We start from the raw sequence: 19,357 nt of genomic DNA, 5'->3' as shown, positions 1-19,357 counted from the left end.
CGTCAACAGGCATAGCGCTTTAGGCTGCTGAGCGTTCTAGAATTGCCTCAGGTCAGCACCCTCCCGTATTTTCCAGGCGCACAAAAGAACACCCCGACCTGTCTCCAGATCGGGGTGTTCTCGGTATAAGCGCTTGACGATGACCTACTCTCACATGGGGAGACCCCACACTACCATCGGCGATGCATCGTTTCACTTCTGAGTTCGGGATGGGATCAGGTGGTTCCAATGCTCTATGGTCGTCAAGCAATTCGTTGCTATGCGGTTGTTAGTCCACACGGCGTAAAGGGTTGGGAGCGTGATAGAAGCTCTGACAAGGTGGTAACCGTAATCTCTGCAGTTCCAGATTGTCGTTCAATCGGTGTCTTGTATAACACCGTAAATTGCTTGGGTGTTATATGGTCAAGCCACACGGGCAATTAGTACTGGTTAGCTCAACGCCTTGCAACGCTTACACACCCAGCCTATCAACGTCGTAGTCTTCGACGGCCCTTCAGGGGAGTCAAGCTCCCGGTGAGATCTCATCTTGAGGCAAGTTTCCCGCTTAGATGCTTTCAGCGGTTATCTTTTCCGAACGTAGCTACCCGGCAATGCCACTGGCGTGACAACCGGAACACCAGAGGTTCGTCCACTCCGGTCCTCTCGTACTAGGAGCAGCCCCTCTCAAATCTCAAACGTCCACGGCAGATAGGGACCGAACTGTCTCACGACGTTCTAAACCCAGCTCGCGTACCACTTTAAATGGCGAACAGCCATACCCTTGGGACCGGCTTCAGCCCCAGGATGTGATGAGCCGACATCGAGGTGCCAAACACCGCCGTCGATATGAACTCTTGGGCGGTATCAGCCTGTTATCCCCGGAGTACCTTTTATCCGTTGAGCGATGGCCCTTCCATACAGAACCACCGGATCACTAAGACCTACTTTCGTACCTGCTCGACGTGTTGGTCTCGCAGTCAAGCGCGCTTTTGCCTTTATACTCTACGCACGATTTCCGACCGTGCTGAGCGCACCTTCGTACTCCTCCGTTACTCTTTGGGAGGAGACCGCCCCAGTCAAACTACCCACCATACACTGTCCTCGATCCGGATAACGGACCAGAGTTAGAACCTCAAAGTTGCCAGGGTGGTATTTCAAGGTTGGCTCCACGCGAACTAGCGTCCACGCTTCAAAGCCTCCCACCTATCCTACACAAGCAAATTCAAAGTCCAGTGCAAAGCTATAGTAAAGGTTCACGGGGTCTTTCCGTCTAGCCGCGGATACACTGCATCTTCACAGCGATTTCAATTTCACTGAGTCTCGGGTGGAGACAGCGCCGCCATCATTACGCCATTCGTGCAGGTCGGAACTTACCCGACAAGGAATTTCGCTACCTTAGGACCGTTATAGTTACGGCCGCCGTTTACCGGGGCTTCGATCAAGAGCTTCGCCGAAGCTAACCCCATCAATTAACCTTCCGGCACCGGGCAGGCGTCACACCCTATACGTCCACTTTCGTGTTTGCAGAGTGCTGTGTTTTTAATAAACAGTTGCAGCGGCCTGGTATCTTCGACCAGCCAGAGCTTACGCAGTAAATGCTTCACCCTAGCCGGCGCACCTTCTCCCGAAGTTACGGTGCCATTTTGCCTAGTTCCTTCACCCGAGTTCTCTCAAGCGCCTTGGTATTCTCTACCTGACCACCTGTGTCGGTTTGGGGTACGATTCCTAGTTACCTGAAGCTTAGAGGCTTTTCCTGGAAGCATGGCATCAACCACTTCGCGTTCTAAAAGAACGCTCGTCATCGGTTCTCGGCCTTAGGATCCCGGATTTACCTAAGATCCCAGCCTACCGCCTTAAACAAGGACAACCAACGCCTTGCTGGCCTAGCCTTCTCCGTCCCCCCATCGCAGTAACTAGAAGTACGGGAATATTAACCCGTTTCCCATCGACTACGCCTTTCGGCCTCGCCTTAGGGGTCGACTCACCCTGCGTCGATTAACGTTGCGCAGGAACCCTTGGTCTTCCGGCGTGGGAGTTTTTCACTCCCATTGTCGTTACTCATGTCAGCATTCGCACTTCTGATACCTCCAGCCAACTTCTCAATTGACCTTCACAGGCTTACAGAACGCTCCTCTACCGCTCATCTTACGATGAACCCGTAGCTTCGGTGTATGGTTTGAGCCCCGTTACATCTTCCGCGCAGGCCGACTCGACTAGTGAGCTATTACGCTTTCTTTAAAGGATGGCTGCTTCTAAGCCAACCTCCTAGCTGTCTAAGCCTTCCCACATCGTTTCCCACTTAACCATAACTTTGGGACCTTAGCTGACGGTCTGGGTTGTTTCCCTTTTCACGACGGACGTTAGCACCCGCCGTGTGTCTCCCGTGCTGACACTCACTGGTATTCGGAGTTTGCATGGGGTTGGTAAGTCGGGATGACCCCCTAGCCCAAACAGTGCTCTACCCCCAGTGGTGATACACGAGGCGCTACCTAAATAGCTTTCGAGGAGAACCAGCTATCTCCGAGCTTGATTAGCCTTTCACTCCTATCCACAAGTCATCCGCTAACTTTTCAACGGTAGTCGGTTCGGTCCTCCAGTGCCTGTTACGGCACCTTCAACCTGCCCATGGATAGATCGCCCGGTTTCGGGTCTATACCCTGCGACTAAACGCCCTATTAAGACTCGGTTTCCCTACGCCTCCCCTATACGGTTAAGCTTGCCACAGAATATAAGTCGCTGACCCATTATACAAAAGGTACGCAGTCACGGAACAAGTCCGCTCCCACTGCTTGTACGCATACGGTTTCAGGTTCTATTTCACTCCCCTCACAGGGGTTCTTTTCGCCTTTCCCTCACGGTACTGGTTCACTATCGGTCAGTCAGGAGTATTTAGCCTTGGAGGATGGTCCCCCCATGTTCAGACAACGTTTCACGTGCGCCGTCCTACTCGATTTCACAGCTAAGAGCCTTTCGTGTACGGGGCTATCACCCACTACGGCCGCCATTTCCAGGGCGTTCCACTAAACTCTAAACTGCTTAAGGGCTGCTCCCCGTTCGCTCGCCACTACTTGGGGAATCTCGGTTGATTTCTTTTCCTCGGGGTACTTAGATGTTTCAGTTCCCCCGGTTCGCCTCACACACCTATGTATTCAGTGTGTGATACCTGGCTTATGCCAAGTGGGTTTCCCCATTCAGAAATGTCCGGATCATAGCTTGTTTGCCAGCTCCCCGAACCTTATCGCAGGCTACAACGTCTTTCATCGCCTCTGACTGCCAAGGCATCCACCGTATGCGCTTATTCACTTGACCATATAACCCCAAACAATCTTGCTGTTGCCAGCGCGACCGATCGAAGTCACATGTTATATCGACATGATTTCACGACAATCCGGAACTTGCGTTGAGATTACAAGTTACCTTAGCCATAACCCTGTGCAGTGAAACACAGTGCTATGTCTTGTCTTACTTCTATCACTTTCCCAAATTTTTAAAGAGCGGCTGGCTATTAAAGACCAGACATCAATGATCCACCCAATGGTGATCATTCATGTATGAACTCTAGGTCCAGCTAAGGCGTTGTCATTGCGTTCGGTACGTCGGTCTGTCTTGGTGGAGCCAAGCGGGATCGAACCGCTGACCTCCTGCGTGCAAGGCAGGCGCTCTCCCAGCTGAGCTATGGCCCCTTTAAGAACCGTCGCACCTCGACAATTGGTGGGTCTGGGCAGATTCGAACTGCCGACCTCACCCTTATCAGGGGTGCGCTCTAACCAACTGAGCTACAGACCCAATTATCTCGGGTACCTTGCAGCACAAAGCGCTGCAACCCAATCGCCTTTCTGTTGAATCAAGTAATTCGTGTGAGTGCTTGAAGAGTGTCGAGATCTATCGATTAAGGAGGTGATCCAGCCGCAGGTTCCCCTACGGCTACCTTGTTACGACTTCACCCCAGTCATGAATCACACCGTGGTAACCGTCCTCCCGAAGGTTAGACTAGCTACTTCTGGTGCAACCCACTCCCATGGTGTGACGGGCGGTGTGTACAAGGCCCGGGAACGTATTCACCGCGACGTTCTGATTCGCGATTACTAGCGATTCCGACTTCACGGAGTCGAGTTGCAGACTCCGATCCGGACTACGAACGGTTTTTCGGGATTAGCTCCACCTCGCGGCTTGGCAACCCTCTGTACCGCCCATTGTAGCACGTGTGTAGCCCTGGCCGTAAGGGCCATGATGACTTGACGTCATCCCCACCTTCCTCCGGTTTGTCACCGGCAGTCTCCTTAGAGTGCCCACCATTATGTGCTGGTAACTAAGGACAAGGGTTGCGCTCGTTACGGGACTTAACCCAACATCTCACGACACGAGCTGACGACAGCCATGCAGCACCTGTGTCTGAGTTCCCGAAGGCACCAATCCATCTCTGGAAAGTTCTCAGCATGTCAAGGCCAGGTAAGGTTCTTCGCGTTGCTTCGAATTAAACCACATGCTCCACCGCTTGTGCGGGCCCCCGTCAATTCATTTGAGTTTTAATCTTGCGACCGTACTCCCCAGGCGGTCAACTTAGTGCGTTAGCTGCGCCACTAAGAACTCAAGGTTCCCAACGGCTAGTTGACATCGTTTACGGCGTGGACTACCAGGGTATCTAATCCTGTTTGCTCCCCACGCTTTCGCACCTCAGTGTCAGTATCAGTCCAGGTAGTCGCCTTCGCCACTGGTGTTCCTTCCTATATCTACGCATTTCACCGCTACACAGGAAATTCCACTACCCTCTACCGTACTCTAGTTCAGCAGTTATGAAAGCAGTTCCCAGGTTGAGCCCGGGGATTTCACACCCATCTTACTGAACCACCTACGCGCGCTTTACGCCCAGTAATTCCGATTAACGCTTGCACCCTCTGTATTACCGCGGCTGCTGGCACAGAGTTAGCCGGTGCTTATTCTGCCGGTAACGTCAAAACTGACACGTATTAGGCGTCAGCCCTTCCTCCCGGCTTAAAGTGCTTTACAATCCGAAGACCTTCTTCACACACGCGGCATGGCTGGATCAGGCTTGCGCCCATTGTCCAATATTCCCCACTGCTGCCTCCCGTAGGAGTCTGGACCGTGTCTCAGTTCCAGTGTGACTGATCATCCTCTCAGACCAGTTACGGATCGTCGCCTTGGTGAGCCATTACCCCACCAACTAGCTAATCCGACCTGGGCTCATCTGATAGCGCAAGGTCCGAAGATCCCCTGCTTTCTCCCGTAGGACGTACGCGGTATTAGCGCCCGTTTCCGGACGTTATCCCCCACTATCAGGCAGATTCCCAGGTATTACTCACCCGTCCGCCGCTCTCAAGAGAAGCAAGCTTCTCTCTACCGCTCGACTTGCATGTGTTAGGCCTGCCGCCAGCGTTCAATCTGAGCCATGATCAAACTCTTCAGTTTAAAAACTGCTTGGGTTTTGAGAAAACCCTAAACTTGGCTCAGCTTTTACAAATAAACTCGATGAATTCACAGAGTTACTTGCTTGGCTGATAATCTTGCGATCATCGAGCAACTCAGCAAGCACCCACACGAATTACTTGATTCAGATTGTTAAAGAGCGATTCGGCCGGCGCTTCCGCCTTACCAAGGCCGCGTATTCTACGCTAACCTTCTGATCCGTCAAGCAATTTTGTGAAGTATTTTTGCTGCTTCACTTGCTGCCTGAATGGCCTGAACAGCGCTGCTGTTCCGTGCCAGGGAGGCGCATTCTACAGGAGCCAAGCTCGCTGTCAACACCTTCCGTAAACCTTGATGAGCTGCCTCATCGCTGCGAACAACCGATCCATCCAGCCCTTCGCAGAGCGGCGCATTCTACGCCTTCTCTTCAGCCTGTCAATGACGTCCGCAACAAATATAACCGCATACCTGGTCATGACCGGAGCACGGCATTCTGGCGCCGCTCGAGCGCCATAACAAATGGCAGGATTCGCGCGGATCCCATGCAAGCCTGCTACTTCACAGTCAGAGTAAAGATCTCTTCGGTGCTCGACTCTATCGGCAAGCTGGTCGGTTTCGAGCGAGCCCATCTGGTTGACGGAGCAGACTTGATGGGCTTGTCTTGACCAGACGAGGCTGCGTTCCTTGCGCAGCGCCCTAATATTCAATTTAGACGAGAAGATGATATGAAGACGGTCAACCTGGGAGGCGTGAACGTGCCTGTTATAGGCCAGGGTACCTGGCATATGGGAGAGCAACGGACACAGCGTAAGCAAGAGGTTGCTGCGCTACGTGAAGGACTGGACTTGGGAATGACACTTGTCGATACCGCCGAAATGTATGCCGACGGTGGCGCTGAGGAAGTCGTTGGCGAGGCTATTGCTGGTGTGCGCGAACAAGTGTTCCTCACCAGCAAGGTGCTGCCCCACAACGCCAGCCGTAGCGGAGTGATCGATGCGTGCGAGCGGAGCTTACGGCGCCTGAATACCGATGTGATTGATCTGTACCTGCTCCATTGGCCCGGTCGGCATCCGGTGACCGAGACCATAGAGGGGTTCGAGCGACTCCTCGAACAAGGCAAGATAAAGGCTTGGGGCGTATCGAATTTCGATCTGGACGACATGCAAGCGCTGCCTGCAGGTTGCGCCACCAATCAGGTTCTATACAACCTGGAATCTCGGGGCATCGAATACGATCTGCTTCCCTGGCAACAGAGCAATGCCATGCCGCTCATGGCCTATTGTCCGCTCAGTCAGGGCGGCAGCCTTTTGCAACATCCGGCACTCAAGCAGATCGCCGGGCGGCATGCTGCAACCACAGCACAAATTGCGCTTGCCTGGACCATTCGGCAGAGCGGCGTCGTTGCGATCCCTAAAGCGGCCAGCATCGAACATATCAGACTCAACGCTGCAGCCACTGAACTGCAACTCAGCCAGAGCGATCTGGCTCTACTCGACAAAGCGTTTCCTCCGCCGATGCGCAAGCAGCCGCTCGAAGTCGTATGACTCGCCGGTAGCACGTGAGCCGCTTCGCTCTGAGTCAACGACTTAGCTGACATGCTTCAACTGTTGGGCGGCAGAGTATTTGGAGGAATCTGATAGCTCCAGGTTTCCGTCAGACTCTTATCGCCAGTCACCAGCGCCGCTCGCATTTCTACTGGCCGCTTCGGATCGCGCACCTTCAACCGCAAGGTCATGCGCCACCCTTCGGTTACGGGGTTGCGTTGTAACAGTGTTTCAAGCACCTCGGCGTTTTCGTCGACGCTCACCTGCGGTGTGACATCCACGTCTTCAGACAACTGAGCCAGCACTGGTCCTTCAAAATCAATCAGCATACCGGTGCTTCCGTCCAGGTGACGTATCAGGTTGCTCTGCTTTATTTCACCGGGCGTGCGCAGCGTCTGTTTGACCCAGGCAATATCGTCATCAAGTAGCGCTGGCTCGTTGGTGGTCCAGCGCATGCTATAGGCAAAATCCAGAGACTGGCCTTTTTCCGGCATATCGTCAGGTGTCCAGAAAGCCACGATATTGTCGTTGGTCTCATCCGCCGTCGGGATCTCTACCAGTTCGACCTTGCCCTTGCCCCAGTCACCAACCGGCTCTATCCAGGTACTGGGTCGCAGGTCGTAACGGTCTTCCAGATCTTCATAGTCGGAGAAATCCCGACCGCGCTGCAAAAGACCAAAGCCTCTGGAGTTTTCCACGTGAAAGGTGCTTACCGAAACCTGCTCAGGATTATTCAGCGGACGCCATAACCATTCGTCCTCACCGGTATGAATCGCCAGGCCGTTTGAGTCATGAATGGCGGGACGGAAGTTTGCGGTGGGTGAAGGCTGGTTGGGGCCAAACAAGAACATGCTGGTCAGCGGTGCGATGCCAACCTTTTTGACGTTCTCACGCATGAATATCTTCGATTCCACATCAAGCACCGCATCGCTACCGGTCCCCAGCGTGAACTTGTACGCGCCCGTCACGCTAGGTGAATCCATCAGCGCGTAGAACACCAGATGGCTGTCTTCAGGTTCAGGCCGCTCAATCCATAATTCGCGGAAGGCTGGGAACTCCTCACCCGCTGGAAGTGCGGTGTCGATGGCCAGGCCACGGCCGGACAAGCCGTATATATGACCTTTGCCGATAACCCTGAAGTAACTGGCCCCTAGGATACTCATTACTTCATCTTCCTTGCCTTCGCGGTTGATCGGATAGAGTATCCGCACCCCTGCATATCCCAGCTGGCTCGTTGTCTCGCTGTCAAAGCGCATGTCGCCAAAATCAAAGCTGTCGGGATCGTATTTGATCTCCTCGACACGGGAGTCGACAATTTCGTTGATCCTGACCGGCGTATTGAAATGCATGCCCTGATGGTAGAAAGCAAGCTTGAACGGCGTGTCCTGCTCTCTCCATTCAAACTTTTCAGGCTTGGGCTGCATTGTCTGATAGTCAGCAAATTTCATTTCGCTGAACTCGGGTGGCAAATTACTGACCGGCTCGACATAGGGCTCGTCCACCAATGCCCGCGCTTCGGTAGCTACCTCATCCAGCGAAAAAGCATGGGCCTGGAACGTACTGAAAAGCGAAGCCGAAGCCAGCCAGATCAGACAGGAAATAGGTTTGCTTTGCATAGCAACCCTGGTGCGCAAGAGCATCGCGGTAGTCCCCCAACTGGAAAAATGATAAAGCGTGCCCGCCAGCGGGTTCTGCTTACGCTGACTAGGATGCAGACGGTTTGGTTTTGTTCACCGCAACAGCCGCGGCAGGCGTCCGGTATTTCGCAACCAGATATTGCCGCATGGGGACGACGGCCCTTTCCTGCACGTGCAGACAAAGCGCCACCGTCAGTAACAGATACAGCGGGTAATAGATGATGGAAAGCCCCTGATCCCCCGCCGCCACCGCGCATTCCGACCAGCTTGCAAAGCAGTCCTGTGAAGCCACCCCAAGCACCTTCTCCGACCGCGAAAACAGGGTAAACGCTGGTACATGCAGCACAAACATCGGCAGGGAAGCGGTACCCAGACGTTGAGACCAGCTATGCAACCATTCGCTATTCACAGGCCTGACCAGTGCGCACAGATAAATCGATACCAGCTGCGCCGGCAGCAAAAGACCGTTATGCAGCAGGAAGTACCAGAATTGCGCACCCTGGACCAACCAGGCTGCTCCCAGGAAACAGGCCAGCACGAAAACGCCCATTACCACCCTGCCCCCTAGTCGCGGCGTCCGACCGGCATCCTGCATCTGGCGGAACAGGCCATAGAGCAGAATACCAGCCAGAAACTCCGGCAATCGCAACAGCGGCATTCGGTGCAGCATCCCAGTGAACGGCATCCCCAGTTCCTGGTGATATATCACCCAGGCCGGCGGTAGAAGGTATACGAGCGTCAGCACTGCTAGCCATCGATGCTTGCTCTTCAGCGCCATCAACCGCGGCGCGAGAAACGGGAATGTCATATAGAAGAAAAACAGCGCAGAGATCGACCACAGCGGCGGGTTGAAGGTGAGGCAGTACGGATTCCAGGCCTGCAGCATAAATAGCTGCAACATGGTATTCAGGAGGAGCTCTGCGTCGCCCATCCAGTGCTCAAGCACGCTACGTGAGGCGCCAGCCAGATCCTCATTCGTGTCATAGACAACGAAACGCACGCTAGCTTTCAGATCATCCGGCGGTATCGCAAGCTGGCTAATGAGACAAATCACCAGAACGGTCAGGGCCAACGAAAACAGGTGCAACGGATAGAGATTGGCAAAACGCTTGAAGAGAAAGTTTCCAGCGGGCTCGCGTAGTCGGCCGTTTCGGCAATAGACATGCGTCAACAGGAAACCTGACAGGACGAAGAATGCACTGGTGGCAAAAAACCCGACGCCGCTCAATTGCTTGATCAAAGGGAGTTTTTGCTCCGGGTAATTGTGCAGCGTATGGAAAATGACGATGTAAAGGCCGAGCAGAAATCGTAGCCACTCCAGTCCGATAAAGTGCTCGGAACGCGTTCGCATTATTTAACTGGTTGTTTATGAAAGGAGAATAGTGCGAGCAATAAGGAGAGTCATCAGCGTTGCGGTCTCAGGTTGTCAGGCAGATTCATGAATCATCAATCGATGCGCTTCGGACGTCGCATTGATTGGATCCGTTCCGTAAACCCGACAAAGGAATCGAACTTCGTGATTTATCTGTGAACTGTTTAATACGAATCGAAATTGGCGGGGGCAAACAGAGAGAGCAGAAGAAGATATGACAATGCAGCCTACTCTGGCTGCATTGCCATACCGGCATCTTTTTATGCGGCCATGCGCTCGCACTCATCCGCGCACGCCATGCAGGCCTCAGCGCAGCGCTGACAATGGTCAGCCTCGTGCTTCTTGCACTCCTCGCCACAGGCACGACATACCTGAGCGCATACCTTGCAGAATGCCTTGGCGAACTCGCTATCCCGTGCCATGAGCGCTGCTGCGGTACGGCAGGTGTCTGCACAATCCATATCGGTCTGGATACACCGGGCCATCATCTTGACGTCGTCTTCGCGCAGGCAGGACGCAGCGCAGGTATCGCACGCAACCGCGCACTTCAGGCAAGCCTGAATACAGGCTTCATACATGCTGTTGGTCATTGAGCTACTCCTCTCTTGAGAATGGGCCAGTAACTGACTCATAGCTTGGGACAGGACTCCAGCAAGCCGGGTTCATTTTTGACGGCCAGATGGGCTGTACTGGCCGACCCCATCCCAGTTCGCAACGTACCGAACGCGGGACCGCCCGTGTAGTCACAACAGGGACCACTATCAGAGAGGTAACCGTGGAAATTGCACTTATTGTATTGGCCGCCCTTATTGCTGGCGTAACACTATGGGATCAGTTCGTAACCGTATTCAGCACTGGCGGCGCCGGCCCTTTGAGCCGCCTGGCTTTCAGTGGAATCTGGCGGCTGCTGCTGGCTATTCACAAACGTAAACCGATCCACGCCGCGCTGAAATTTGCTGGCCCGGCGATGATCCTCCTCAGTATTGTGTCGTGGTATCTGCTGCTGGGTCTGGCCGCCTTTGTGCTATTTATCGCATACCCGGGCGCAGTGATCGACGGTACAACCTCAGCACCCGCCGATCATCTCGAAACGTTGTATTTCACCAACACGACCATTTCGAGTCTCGGCTATGGTGACTGGGTGCCCTCCGGCCCGCCCTGGACCTTTATCAGTACCCTGGCGACGCTCGCGGCGACCATTGTTCTGACTGTTTCGCTGTCCTATGTGTTGTCTGTGGTGTCTGCCGCCATCCAGCGGCGTAGCCTGGCGACGACCGTTTTCGCAATGGGCAGCAGCGAAGAAGAGATCATCAGGACGGCAAATCTGACCGATTCCCAGGGATCACTGAAAAACTATCTTCTCGAGCTCTCTTCAACCATTGATCATCAGGGGCTGCGTCATCTGGCCTTCCCTGTTCTGAAATATTTCCACGCGACCCAGGCCAGCCTCTCACCCGCGCGCGGAATATTATTGCTTGCCGACACCGTGTTTCTTCTCAGCCTCGACGAGTCCGGGACTTACAGAGGAATCATCAAAGTACTACGCAGCAGCATCGACAATTTCGTCCAGTTCAGCCGAGCCGGTGACTCATCGGAGCAATCCTCCGAATCCGAGAAACACAGACTCAACAGCATTGCCTCGAAGCTTGGGCTTGATAGCGGTGACGATAAGTTTGACGCGGCCTTCGAGGAGTATCTCCCAAGACGTCGGCGCCTACTCGCACTCTGTGAAGAAGATGGCTGGGCTGTGAAATAGCGTTCAAGCACTACCTGTGATGACGCGCTTTAACCTATCTTTTGAGCTGGAAGGGAGCTCGACCCATCAATCAATGTGGACGATGCTCCCTCCCAGACTCGACGCTTGATCCTACAGGTCACTCTGCAAACACATCGCCCATGCCGGATTTCACCTCAGCCACATCGCTTAGCTCGACGTACTGCTGAGTCTGTGCTTCATATTCCGGATAGTCTATTTCACCCGGAATGCTGGGATCGCCGGTCTTGGCAAAGTTGGTCCAGATCAACAACATCCGCTCAATGACCTGCTCATCCGTTTCGTTAAAGCCTGCTGATGCGAAGACGTCTGCGGGATCGCCTGCCGATCCTGGTACCCCATTTCCGTTGAGATCCTCGATCACCAATGACTCACCCGTCGCAGGATCAATTACCAGGCCGAGCAAATAATGCGTGATCACGCTTTCCGGCATGTTGAACATATATGCCAGCTCCGCGCCGTGATAAGCGTCCACACCCCGGGCCTTCCAGCCAGCCGGCTGATGGGCGAACAGCGTCGCGTAGGTTGGCTCGCTGTTGAGCGGGGCCAACCACGGAAAGACTTCTTTGACGGTATTGATCGGATCCGGGGTGTCATTCGTATTGACGGTAAACATAAAGGGGACGTCGTTATCCATATCGGTCTCGAAGCTGACACGCTCAGTGGTCGGCAGGTAATGATTATCGACGTTGGTGTAAGGCACCAGTGTCGCCGCGGCTGAAACCACGTCCTCCCAACTGCGCGAGCGCATTTCTTCCAGCGACGCAGCGTTCAGCCGGGTTTGTAGTTCGCTGCCAATGGATTCTGCGGCTTCCAGACTCCGGGTATCGGGTATCAGCGTTCCGCTCTGGCTGATTGCCTTGTGGAACAACCCGGCAGCCTTGGGCGAAGCCATCAGCGAAAGCACCTTGCGCCCTCCCCCGGACTCCCCGAAAATCGTGACATTGGATGGATCGCCTCCGAATCCGGCGATATTATCCCGCACCCATTCCAGCGCCATGATCAGGTCCATCTGTCCATAGTTGCCCGAGCCGTCGTAACCACTCTCGCTGCTGAGTTCCGGATGGGCAATGTATCCGAAAGGCCCCAGACGCTGGTTGACCGATACCTGCACCACGCCCTTACTGGCGACCGCCAAGGGGTTATTGAAGGGCTTGGTATTACTGGTTAACGAGGTGAATCCGCCGCCGTGAAACCAGACCATGACCGGCAAGCTGCTGGCATCCTTCGGAGCGGTGATGTTCAGATAGAGCGAGTCTTCACTCATACCACCTTCCCCGAAACGCTCCAACGCAGGATTTTGTGCAGCCTGATCGCTCCAGCTTATCGCCTCGCGTATGCCTTCCCAGGGACTCACCGGTTGCGGAACCTTCCAGCGCAAATCACCCAGCGGTGGCTGTGCATAGGGGACGCCGAGGAATTGCCAGGCTGATTCGTCAGCCTCAAAACCACGCAATTGACCGCCGGTTGTTTCAACTACCCGTCGCGGGCTGGTTGAGCGGGAAAAGTGCTCGAGCGCATCGGCTACGGCGGCCGCTTTGCGCGGTCGCGGGTCAGTATCGGAAAACGCGTTGCTTGCTTCTAGTCGCGCAAGAAGCGGAGCCAGCGCAGCGTTGAAGTCTTCCGGGGATTGATCCAGATAAAGGCTGCCAGCATTCAAGGAAACCTCTTCGCTGATCGGCTCGTTCAGCTCAATCCCGTTATTGAGATTACCGTCTGCATCCAGTGATTGCAGCAAGACCAGCATATTGACCACCCGCTGATCTTCGGCAGCCGTTGCCGCCTTGACGATGCTGAGTGGCGTCAAAACATCGCTTCCCGTCGCAGAGCCCAGCTCGAGCTTACCTATTGAAAACGTCAGCCATTCCCCGTCCACATAGGAGAACTCTCCGTGCTGATTGGTTATGCCCTCGCCGGTCGTTTCGCCGCTGTAACTCAGCCCGGCTACGGCGCTGTCGATAAAGACGCCGGTACGGCTGGTTACTTCTTCGTCATCATCGGAATCTGAAGAGCCATCCAGACAGCCTGTCAGAGGCAATAGGAATGGTGACAACGAAACAGCAAGCAATGCCGAACGAGCGGCGCCGGGTATCCTGAACTGGTGCATACAAACCTCCGGTTTATTGTTTTTGTAGAGTTCATGCGAGTTTGCAATTGCAAAGCATGCCGGGGCACAGCGAGCCGCCGACCAAGCACTGCGTCAACTCGAGAGAGAGGATAGGCGCGCTGCAAGACCGCGCCACCCCCGGCGTCCGGGTCAGGCGCTTAATGCCCGGCATGACGCAAATACTCCAGGGGAGACGGTTAGAATTTATGGCTCGCAGAATCGGCAGCTCGGCCTAGCGTCTGGCCAACCCATTAGCCGCAAAGCGCTGTACCGATTGCGAAAAAGGCTGCAGTCCGCGACCTCGTTGCAAGAAGCCGTCCGAGACAAAAGGCGCCGTGGACGATACCGCTGCGCCTCGCTTATGAACGATCATTCATATTAGCAATCTTCGGCGTGCGCCTTGCCAGGCAGATGCATTACCACGTTTCCACTGAACAAAAAATGCGACAGCGTCCCGCCGCATAGATCGCTGATGGCGCCACGTGAGCATCAGTTAACTCGCCTCGGGAGCCTGTGCAGGCAGAGAAACAGCCGGCCGCGCTCCGCTCCCAGATAACTGTGACGGCTAACTTGCGCAGCCATCCCGGTGCAACGCCAGCCCATAGCACCAGGTGCGCGGCGGCAGGAACAGGAAGCGGCACAGGAACAACTGTGAGAACGATTTTTTTTCACTGAATACGAAGCGCGGCGGGTCGCTGCGCTGGTTAAAACCGGATCCCGTTGGAGGCTATTGGACCGAACGGCATTCGCCGATCAGCCCCAGAGCAACATAGCGGTAGGATACGGAATGACTCACATCTGCGACTGCAGATAATTCTCCAGGCCAACCAGCTTGATCAACCGCAACTGTTGTTCGAGCCAGTAGGCATGATCTTCCTCAGTGTCTTTGAGTTGGACCTCGAGGATCTCGCGAGTCTGGTAGTCACTGTGCTTCTCACACAAAGCGATGGCGCTGACCAGGTTGGCCTGCACCTCATATTCCAACCGAAGATCAGCAGCGAGCATATCGGGCACGGTGAAGCCAGGGTGGATCGCCGCAGGCGACATATCAGGCTTGCCTTCAAGAAACAGGATGCGCTTCAGAATGGCATCGGCGTGCTGCGTCTCTTCTTCCATCTCATGGTTGATGCGTTCGTACAGCTTGGGATAGCCCATATCCTCATAGAGGCGCGAATGCAGAAAATACTGATCACGTGCGCCCAGCTCCCCGCGCAGTAGCTCAATGAGACAGCTGATAACATCCTGGTGGCCCTGCATGGTACGACTCCAACTACGATTCTGTTGAGGCGAATTGTGCGCTGATGGCGTCGGGAATGCCACCATGAAGGGGCTATGCTAACAAGGACGCGTGGACGGGCGGCCGAGTCTTCACTGAGAGTTTTTGAACTCCAGCGGCGACAACCCAGTCCAGCGTTTGGACGCATGGGAAAAACGGGAGGGGTCGGCGTAACCCAGTTCGTCTGCCACTTGTTGCACGCTGATACGGGCTGAGCGCAGCCGCTGCTGGGCGCTGGAGACCAGCACCTGAACCAGCAGATTGCGCCAGTTGGTGCCCTCCACTTCCAGCGCACACCGCAGGCTTCGATCGGATATGCGCAGAGCGTAGGCATCTTGCTGGAGTGAGGGAGGCGGAACTGGCTGCACTGCGTGACGACGCGCGCCAAGACCACGCGTGTTCGGAAGGAACTAGGCAGACACCTGCTTTTCGATTTCAGCACGCCGCCATGCTCCACGATCGACAAGTCAGACCATCCCCGCATCGTCGATCACTACCGGTGCGGGCGGCGCCCCCCCCCCTTTAACTGATAATCCAACACTGCCCGACCACGAGTGCTCGAAGAGTTACAGCTCAACCTCGCTGCCAAGAGCGTCATTAACGAGCATGCTCGCTACCCGACTCGCCAACATGTCCAGGGTTAGAGGCTTGGTCAATAGCTGCATGTGAGTGCCCAAAAAGTCGCCCTGAGCCATCGCGCTTTCAGCATAGCCCGTCAGAAACAGCACCGGTAGCCGCGGCTGTAGCTGCTGAAGCACTTCAGCAAGCTGACGTCCGTTCATACCTGGCAGCCCGACATCCGTGACCAGCAGATCAACCCGGTCAAGGGTATGGAAGCGGTGCAGCGCCTCCTCAGCGTCACAGGCTACATATACCCTATAGCCAAGTTCTTCCAGCACCTCCTGATTGATCAGGCGCACCGAATCGTCATCTTCCACGAGCAGGATCGACTGTCCCCGACCCGACGCTGCGGACTCGAGCGCTACCCGTAAGCCGGAAGCGATTTTGGAGTGCTCGGGCAGGCAAATCGAAACAGTCGTACCGACATCCGGAACGCTGTGGATATTAAGGCGACCGTTACTTTGTTTTGCGAAGCCGTACACCATCGACAGACCGAGCCCAGTGCCCTGCCCTATAGGTTTAGTGGTAAAAAAGGGCTCCATGACCTTATCAAGCATGTTCTCGGAAATGCCGTAGCCCGTGTCCTGGACGTCTATACACACCTGACCAAGTGCGGACGACGAAACAGCATCGGACCCGGTGTTGTCATTCAAGAGCCGGGTGCGAATCGACAAAACTCCACCGTGAGGCATGGCATCACGCGCATTGATCGCCAGATTCAGAATGGCATTTTCAAGCTGGTTGGCGTCTGCGCAGATCCAGGGTTCCTGACTGCAGAGATCCAGACTCAAGGAGATTCGCTCGGAAACCGTTCGCTGCAGCAGATCTTTAAGGGCAGCGATGAGCGGGTTGATGGATAATGGCTTGGCGTCCAGCGGTTGACGTCTAGAAAAGGCCAGCAACCTCTGAGTCAAGGCTGCAGCCCGCTGAGCCGACGTCTGCGCGGCGTCCATAAACCGCGCGACATCATCGACTTTCCCCTTCGCGATACGCATTTTGATCAGATCCAGCGCGCTGATCACGCCAGTTAACATGTTATTGAAATCGTGTGCGATTCCACCGGTCAACTGCCCTACCGCCTCCATCTTCAACGACTGCCGGAGCTGCTCCTCAGCACGTGCTCTTTCATCGCTCTCGGTCCGCAACTTCTCTATCGCAGCGTTGAGTTCACGGGTACGTGCTTGCACCTGGACTTCAAGCTCCTCGTTGAAGCGTCTCAACGACAGTTCCGCCTGTTTCTCTTCGTTTATGTCGAGAATCACAGACGCTGCGCCGATGATATGTTGGGTATCGTCGTACAAAGGCACAGCGCTGACGCGCATCCAGGACTCGCTCTCATTTTCCCGGCTATGGCAGAAGTCGACCCCATTGGCGGGTTCGCCTCTCAGGGCTCTGGCTCCTGGATACATATGCGGCTCGAGCTTTCTTCCTTCCGCGTCGAATGCCGCCCAACGAGCGGCTATGTCTGGCTGTCGGGACGGGATAATGCCCTGCGGAAGATATTGTCGAAACAAGGGATTGCTGATTACCGCGCGGCCTTCTGCATCCATAAAGCAGATACCGACCGGTACGTTTTCCAGAAGAATCTGCAGGCGGCCGCGCTCTTCAGCCAACTCGGCCAGGCGGTCACGCATCTCGAATTGCCTTTCGCGCGAACCCCAGGCTGCGTCGACTGCGCTAATCAGCGACGCGGAGCTGAGTGGACGCTCAAGCACAATCACGTAACCTGCAGAGGCAGGCAGCCGACGACGCGCTATTTCGGTATCACGCCCTGACCGGCCATTATTTGAGGCCAGCAGGATGATGGGTATATCAGACCAACTCGGCTGTTGACTCAGCGCCTCGCCGAGCGCGGCAACGCTTCCCAGAAGCGCTTCCTCCGTCAGGACCACCAAACCCGTCTCAGCACCTAACGCTGCGGAAAGCGTAGAAAGGTCGTGATGAACGGATACGGAATATTTCTCGCCGAACAGTCTGTTCAGGCTCAGCGTGTCCGCCTTGAACGGAGCAACGATCGATAATGTTCTGGTTCCTGACTGCCGCTCAATCCTCACGCTGTCGTTCTTCCATAAGGGGACGGTCCGCCCCGAAATACTCTGGCGTGCCTGTCAGAACACCGCGAAAATTCGCTAAGGGCTCGCCCACACGCACGCCTTTGGAATCAATTCGAAGCTCCCGGATGGTGTCTTCATGCGCACCGCCTCGATGCTTCAACACGGAAACTGCTTTACGCAATCGCCCCTGGGCTTCGAAGAAGCGAATCAGCACCACTGAATCCGCCACGTAGGAGATATTGAGATTACTCGCCATCGAGCCGACAAGCCCGTGCTGCGGATTGATCAAGAAGGTCACTACACCCAGCTGACTCAGATAGGATAGAAGTTCATGCATTTGCAGGACCAGCTGCTTCTCCTGGGGCATGGCAGCCATATACCCGTTGAGGCTGTCGACCACAATTATCTTGCAGCCTCGCTCCTCTACCTCGGTACGCACTCTCCAGGCAAATTCGCCGGGGGAAATCGCCGCAGGGTTGATTTGCTGGATGACCAGGAGACCATCGGCAATAAACTGGCTAAAACCCAACCCCATGCTGTCAGCCCGGCTTATCAGGGTTGCTACCCGCTCATCAAACTGGTAGATCGCGCATCGTTCGCCCCGTCTACAAGCTGCAGCGAGGTACACCAGAGCCAGGGTGGTCTTGCCCGCTCCCGCTGGGCCGGTAACCAGTGTGCTGGTGCCCCTCAAAGGCCCTCCTGCGAGCAGGTCGTCCAAGGCCTGAATGCCACTCTTCAGCGCCTCACCGGTAAACTTCACGCTATGACTGGAGGCTATCAAGCGTGGATAGACCTCAAGCCCGCCCTTGCGGATTTCAAAATCATGAAAACCTGCAACAAAATCGACGCCGCGTAGTTTCTGGATCTGTAGACGCCGGCGTGCCGCACCAAAATCGAGGGTAAGTCTCGCTAGGGTAATAACACCATGACAGAGGCTATGCAGATGATTGTCACATTCGCCACCCGAGCCGACCATGTCATCCAGTAACAGTACGGTGATATCCCGGCCCGCAAAGTACTGCTTGAGTGCAAGGACCTGGCGCCGATAGCGCAACGGATCCTGCGCGAGCAGTCGCATCTCGGAAAGACTGTCAAACACAAGCCTTCTGGGTTGCAATGCATCCACGCGCTCTTGAATGAGCTTGATGGTGTTGCCCAGCTCGGCCTCCCACGGATGCAGGATCGATTGTTCGTAGCTCTCGCCCAACACTTCCGAAGTGGAGGCAAACTCGAACAGGTTGATACCATCCAGCGACCATCCGTGAGAATGCGCAACGCTCTCCAGTTCCTCGGCCGTCTCGGAAAGCGTGATATAGAGCACCGACTCCCCTGCTGCGACGCCTGCAAGCAGGAACTGAAGCCCCAATGTCGTCTTGCCCGAGCCGGGCGTCCCTTCCAAAAGGTAAAGCCGATTGCATGGCAATCCACCGTTGAGAACTGAATCGAGTCCGGTGTTGCCAGACGAGACGATCGGACGTGCTATGGCCATTCTTTTACCTCTTGCAAGGGGCAGCCCCACCAAGGCGACGTTGCCTTGAGCCGCTAGTATGCAGCGGGCAATACGGCCCG

General features: G+C 55.1%; 10 protein-coding genes, 2 tRNA genes and 3 rRNA genes. 2 read left to right on the top strand and 13 right to left on the bottom strand.

What is annotated here, in order from left to right:
* Window positions 1-131 precede the first annotated feature (131 nt).
* The 5 genes from rrf to G3M63_RS14240 form a co-directional block, all read right to left on the bottom strand.
* Window positions 132-247: ribosomal RNA gene (gene rrf / locus G3M63_RS14260) — 5S ribosomal RNA — on the bottom strand.
* Between the two features lie 151 nt (window positions 248-398).
* Window positions 399-3,288, bottom strand: a 23S ribosomal RNA gene (locus tag G3M63_RS14255).
* Between the two features lie 298 nt (window positions 3,289-3,586).
* A tRNA-Ala gene (locus G3M63_RS14250) sits at window positions 3,587-3,662 on the bottom strand.
* Window positions 3,663-3,688: 26 nt separating this feature from the next.
* Window positions 3,689-3,765, bottom strand: a tRNA-Ile gene (locus tag G3M63_RS14245).
* Between the two features lie 104 nt (window positions 3,766-3,869).
* Window positions 3,870-5,406, bottom strand: a 16S ribosomal RNA gene (locus G3M63_RS14240).
* Together the 16S, 23S and 5S rRNA genes with 2 tRNA genes alongside form the textbook arrangement of a ribosomal RNA operon.
* Window positions 5,407-6,128: 722 nt before the next feature.
* Here G3M63_RS14240 and G3M63_RS14235 point away from each other — a divergent pair.
* Entirely contained in the window at window positions 6,129-6,947 is an 819-nt protein-coding gene (locus tag G3M63_RS14235; protein WP_163983558.1) for an aldo/keto reductase, read from the top strand.
* Window positions 6,948-7,003: 56 nt separating this feature from the next.
* On the opposite strand, the gene G3M63_RS14230 is transcribed toward G3M63_RS14235, so the two are convergent.
* From G3M63_RS14230 to G3M63_RS14220, 3 genes are all read right to left on the bottom strand, one after another.
* Complete coding sequence (locus G3M63_RS14230; RefSeq protein WP_306110137.1) at window positions 7,004-8,563, bottom strand: glucan biosynthesis protein G; 1,560 nt, start codon at window positions 8,561-8,563, stop codon at window positions 7,004-7,006.
* A gap of 88 nt (window positions 8,564-8,651) precedes the next feature.
* Entirely contained in the window at window positions 8,652-9,935 is a 1,284-nt protein-coding gene (locus G3M63_RS14225; RefSeq protein WP_163983556.1) for an acyltransferase, read from the bottom strand.
* A gap of 281 nt (window positions 9,936-10,216) precedes the next feature.
* Window positions 10,217-10,546 (bottom strand): four-helix bundle copper-binding protein, encoded by a 330-nt coding sequence (locus G3M63_RS14220; RefSeq protein ID WP_150302249.1) that lies wholly within the window; start codon window positions 10,544-10,546, stop codon window positions 10,217-10,219.
* A 185-nt stretch (window positions 10,547-10,731) separates the two neighbouring features.
* Between G3M63_RS14220 and G3M63_RS14215 the strand changes: the two genes are divergently transcribed.
* Complete coding sequence (locus G3M63_RS14215) at window positions 10,732-11,712, top strand: ion channel (protein WP_163983555.1); 981 nt, start codon at window positions 10,732-10,734, stop codon at window positions 11,710-11,712.
* Between the two features lie 118 nt (window positions 11,713-11,830).
* Here the strand turns inward: G3M63_RS14215 and G3M63_RS14210 are convergent, their stop codons facing one another.
* The 5 genes from G3M63_RS14210 to G3M63_RS14190 all read right to left on the bottom strand — a co-directional run bounded on the left by G3M63_RS14210 (window position 11,831) and on the right by G3M63_RS14190 (window position 19,277).
* Window positions 11,831-13,837 (bottom strand): carboxylesterase/lipase family protein, encoded by a 2,007-nt coding sequence (locus tag G3M63_RS14210; protein ID WP_163983554.1) that lies wholly within the window; start codon window positions 13,835-13,837, stop codon window positions 11,831-11,833.
* Window positions 13,838-14,629: 792 nt separating this feature from the next.
* The gene (gene bfr, locus G3M63_RS14205) at window positions 14,630-15,094 is read right to left on the bottom strand and encodes a bacterioferritin (RefSeq protein WP_150302252.1); all 465 of its coding nucleotides are present in this window, start codon (window positions 15,092-15,094) and stop codon (window positions 14,630-14,632) included.
* A 111-nt stretch (window positions 15,095-15,205) separates the two neighbouring features.
* On the bottom strand, window positions 15,206-15,481 hold the full coding sequence (locus G3M63_RS14200) for an AraC family transcriptional regulator (RefSeq protein ID WP_150302253.1): 276 nt from the start codon (window positions 15,479-15,481) through the stop codon (window positions 15,206-15,208).
* 198 nt (window positions 15,482-15,679) lie between these two features.
* On the bottom strand, window positions 15,680-17,788 hold the full coding sequence (locus G3M63_RS14195; RefSeq protein ID WP_163983553.1) for a response regulator: 2,109 nt from the start codon (window positions 17,786-17,788) through the stop codon (window positions 15,680-15,682).
* Window positions 17,778-19,277: an ATPase domain-containing protein gene (locus tag G3M63_RS14190; protein WP_163983552.1), complete on the bottom strand. Its 1,500-nt coding sequence runs from the start codon at window positions 19,275-19,277 to the stop codon at window positions 17,778-17,780. Before G3M63_RS14190 ends, G3M63_RS14195 begins: the two co-directional genes overlap by 11 nt.
* Window positions 19,278-19,357: the final 80 nt, after the last annotated feature.

The organism is Pseudomonas sp. OIL-1, assembly GCF_010669185.1.
GTDB classification, from domain to species: domain Bacteria; phylum Pseudomonadota; class Gammaproteobacteria; order Pseudomonadales; family Pseudomonadaceae; genus Halopseudomonas; species Halopseudomonas profundi.
The sequence above is the reverse complement of the archived record's forward strand: the minus strand, read 5'-3'. Positions and strand labels throughout refer to the sequence as shown.

What these genes read in the sequence shown, in the direction of transcription:
- G3M63_RS14235 (WP_163983558.1), top strand. Translation starts at nt 6,129, where the DNA reads ATGAAGACGGTCAACCTGGGAGGCGTGAACGTGCCTGTTATAGGCCAG.
- G3M63_RS14230 (WP_306110137.1), bottom strand. Translation starts at nt 8,563, where the DNA reads ATGCAAAGCAAACCTATTTCCTGTCTGATCTGGCTGGCTTCGGCTTCG.
- G3M63_RS14225 (WP_163983556.1), bottom strand. Translation starts at nt 9,935, where the DNA reads ATGCGAACGCGTTCCGAGCACTTTATCGGACTGGAGTGGCTACGATTT.
- G3M63_RS14220 (WP_150302249.1), bottom strand. Translation starts at nt 10,546, where the DNA reads ATGACCAACAGCATGTATGAAGCCTGTATTCAGGCTTGCCTGAAGTGC.
- G3M63_RS14210 (WP_163983554.1), bottom strand. Translation starts at nt 13,837, where the DNA reads ATGCACCAGTTCAGGATACCCGGCGCCGCTCGTTCGGCATTGCTTGCT.
- bfr (WP_150302252.1), bottom strand. Translation starts at nt 15,094, where the DNA reads ATGCAGGGCCACCAGGATGTTATCAGCTGTCTCATTGAGCTACTGCGC.
- G3M63_RS14190 (WP_163983552.1), bottom strand. Translation starts at nt 19,277, where the DNA reads ATGGCCATAGCACGTCCGATCGTCTCGTCTGGCAACACCGGACTCGAT.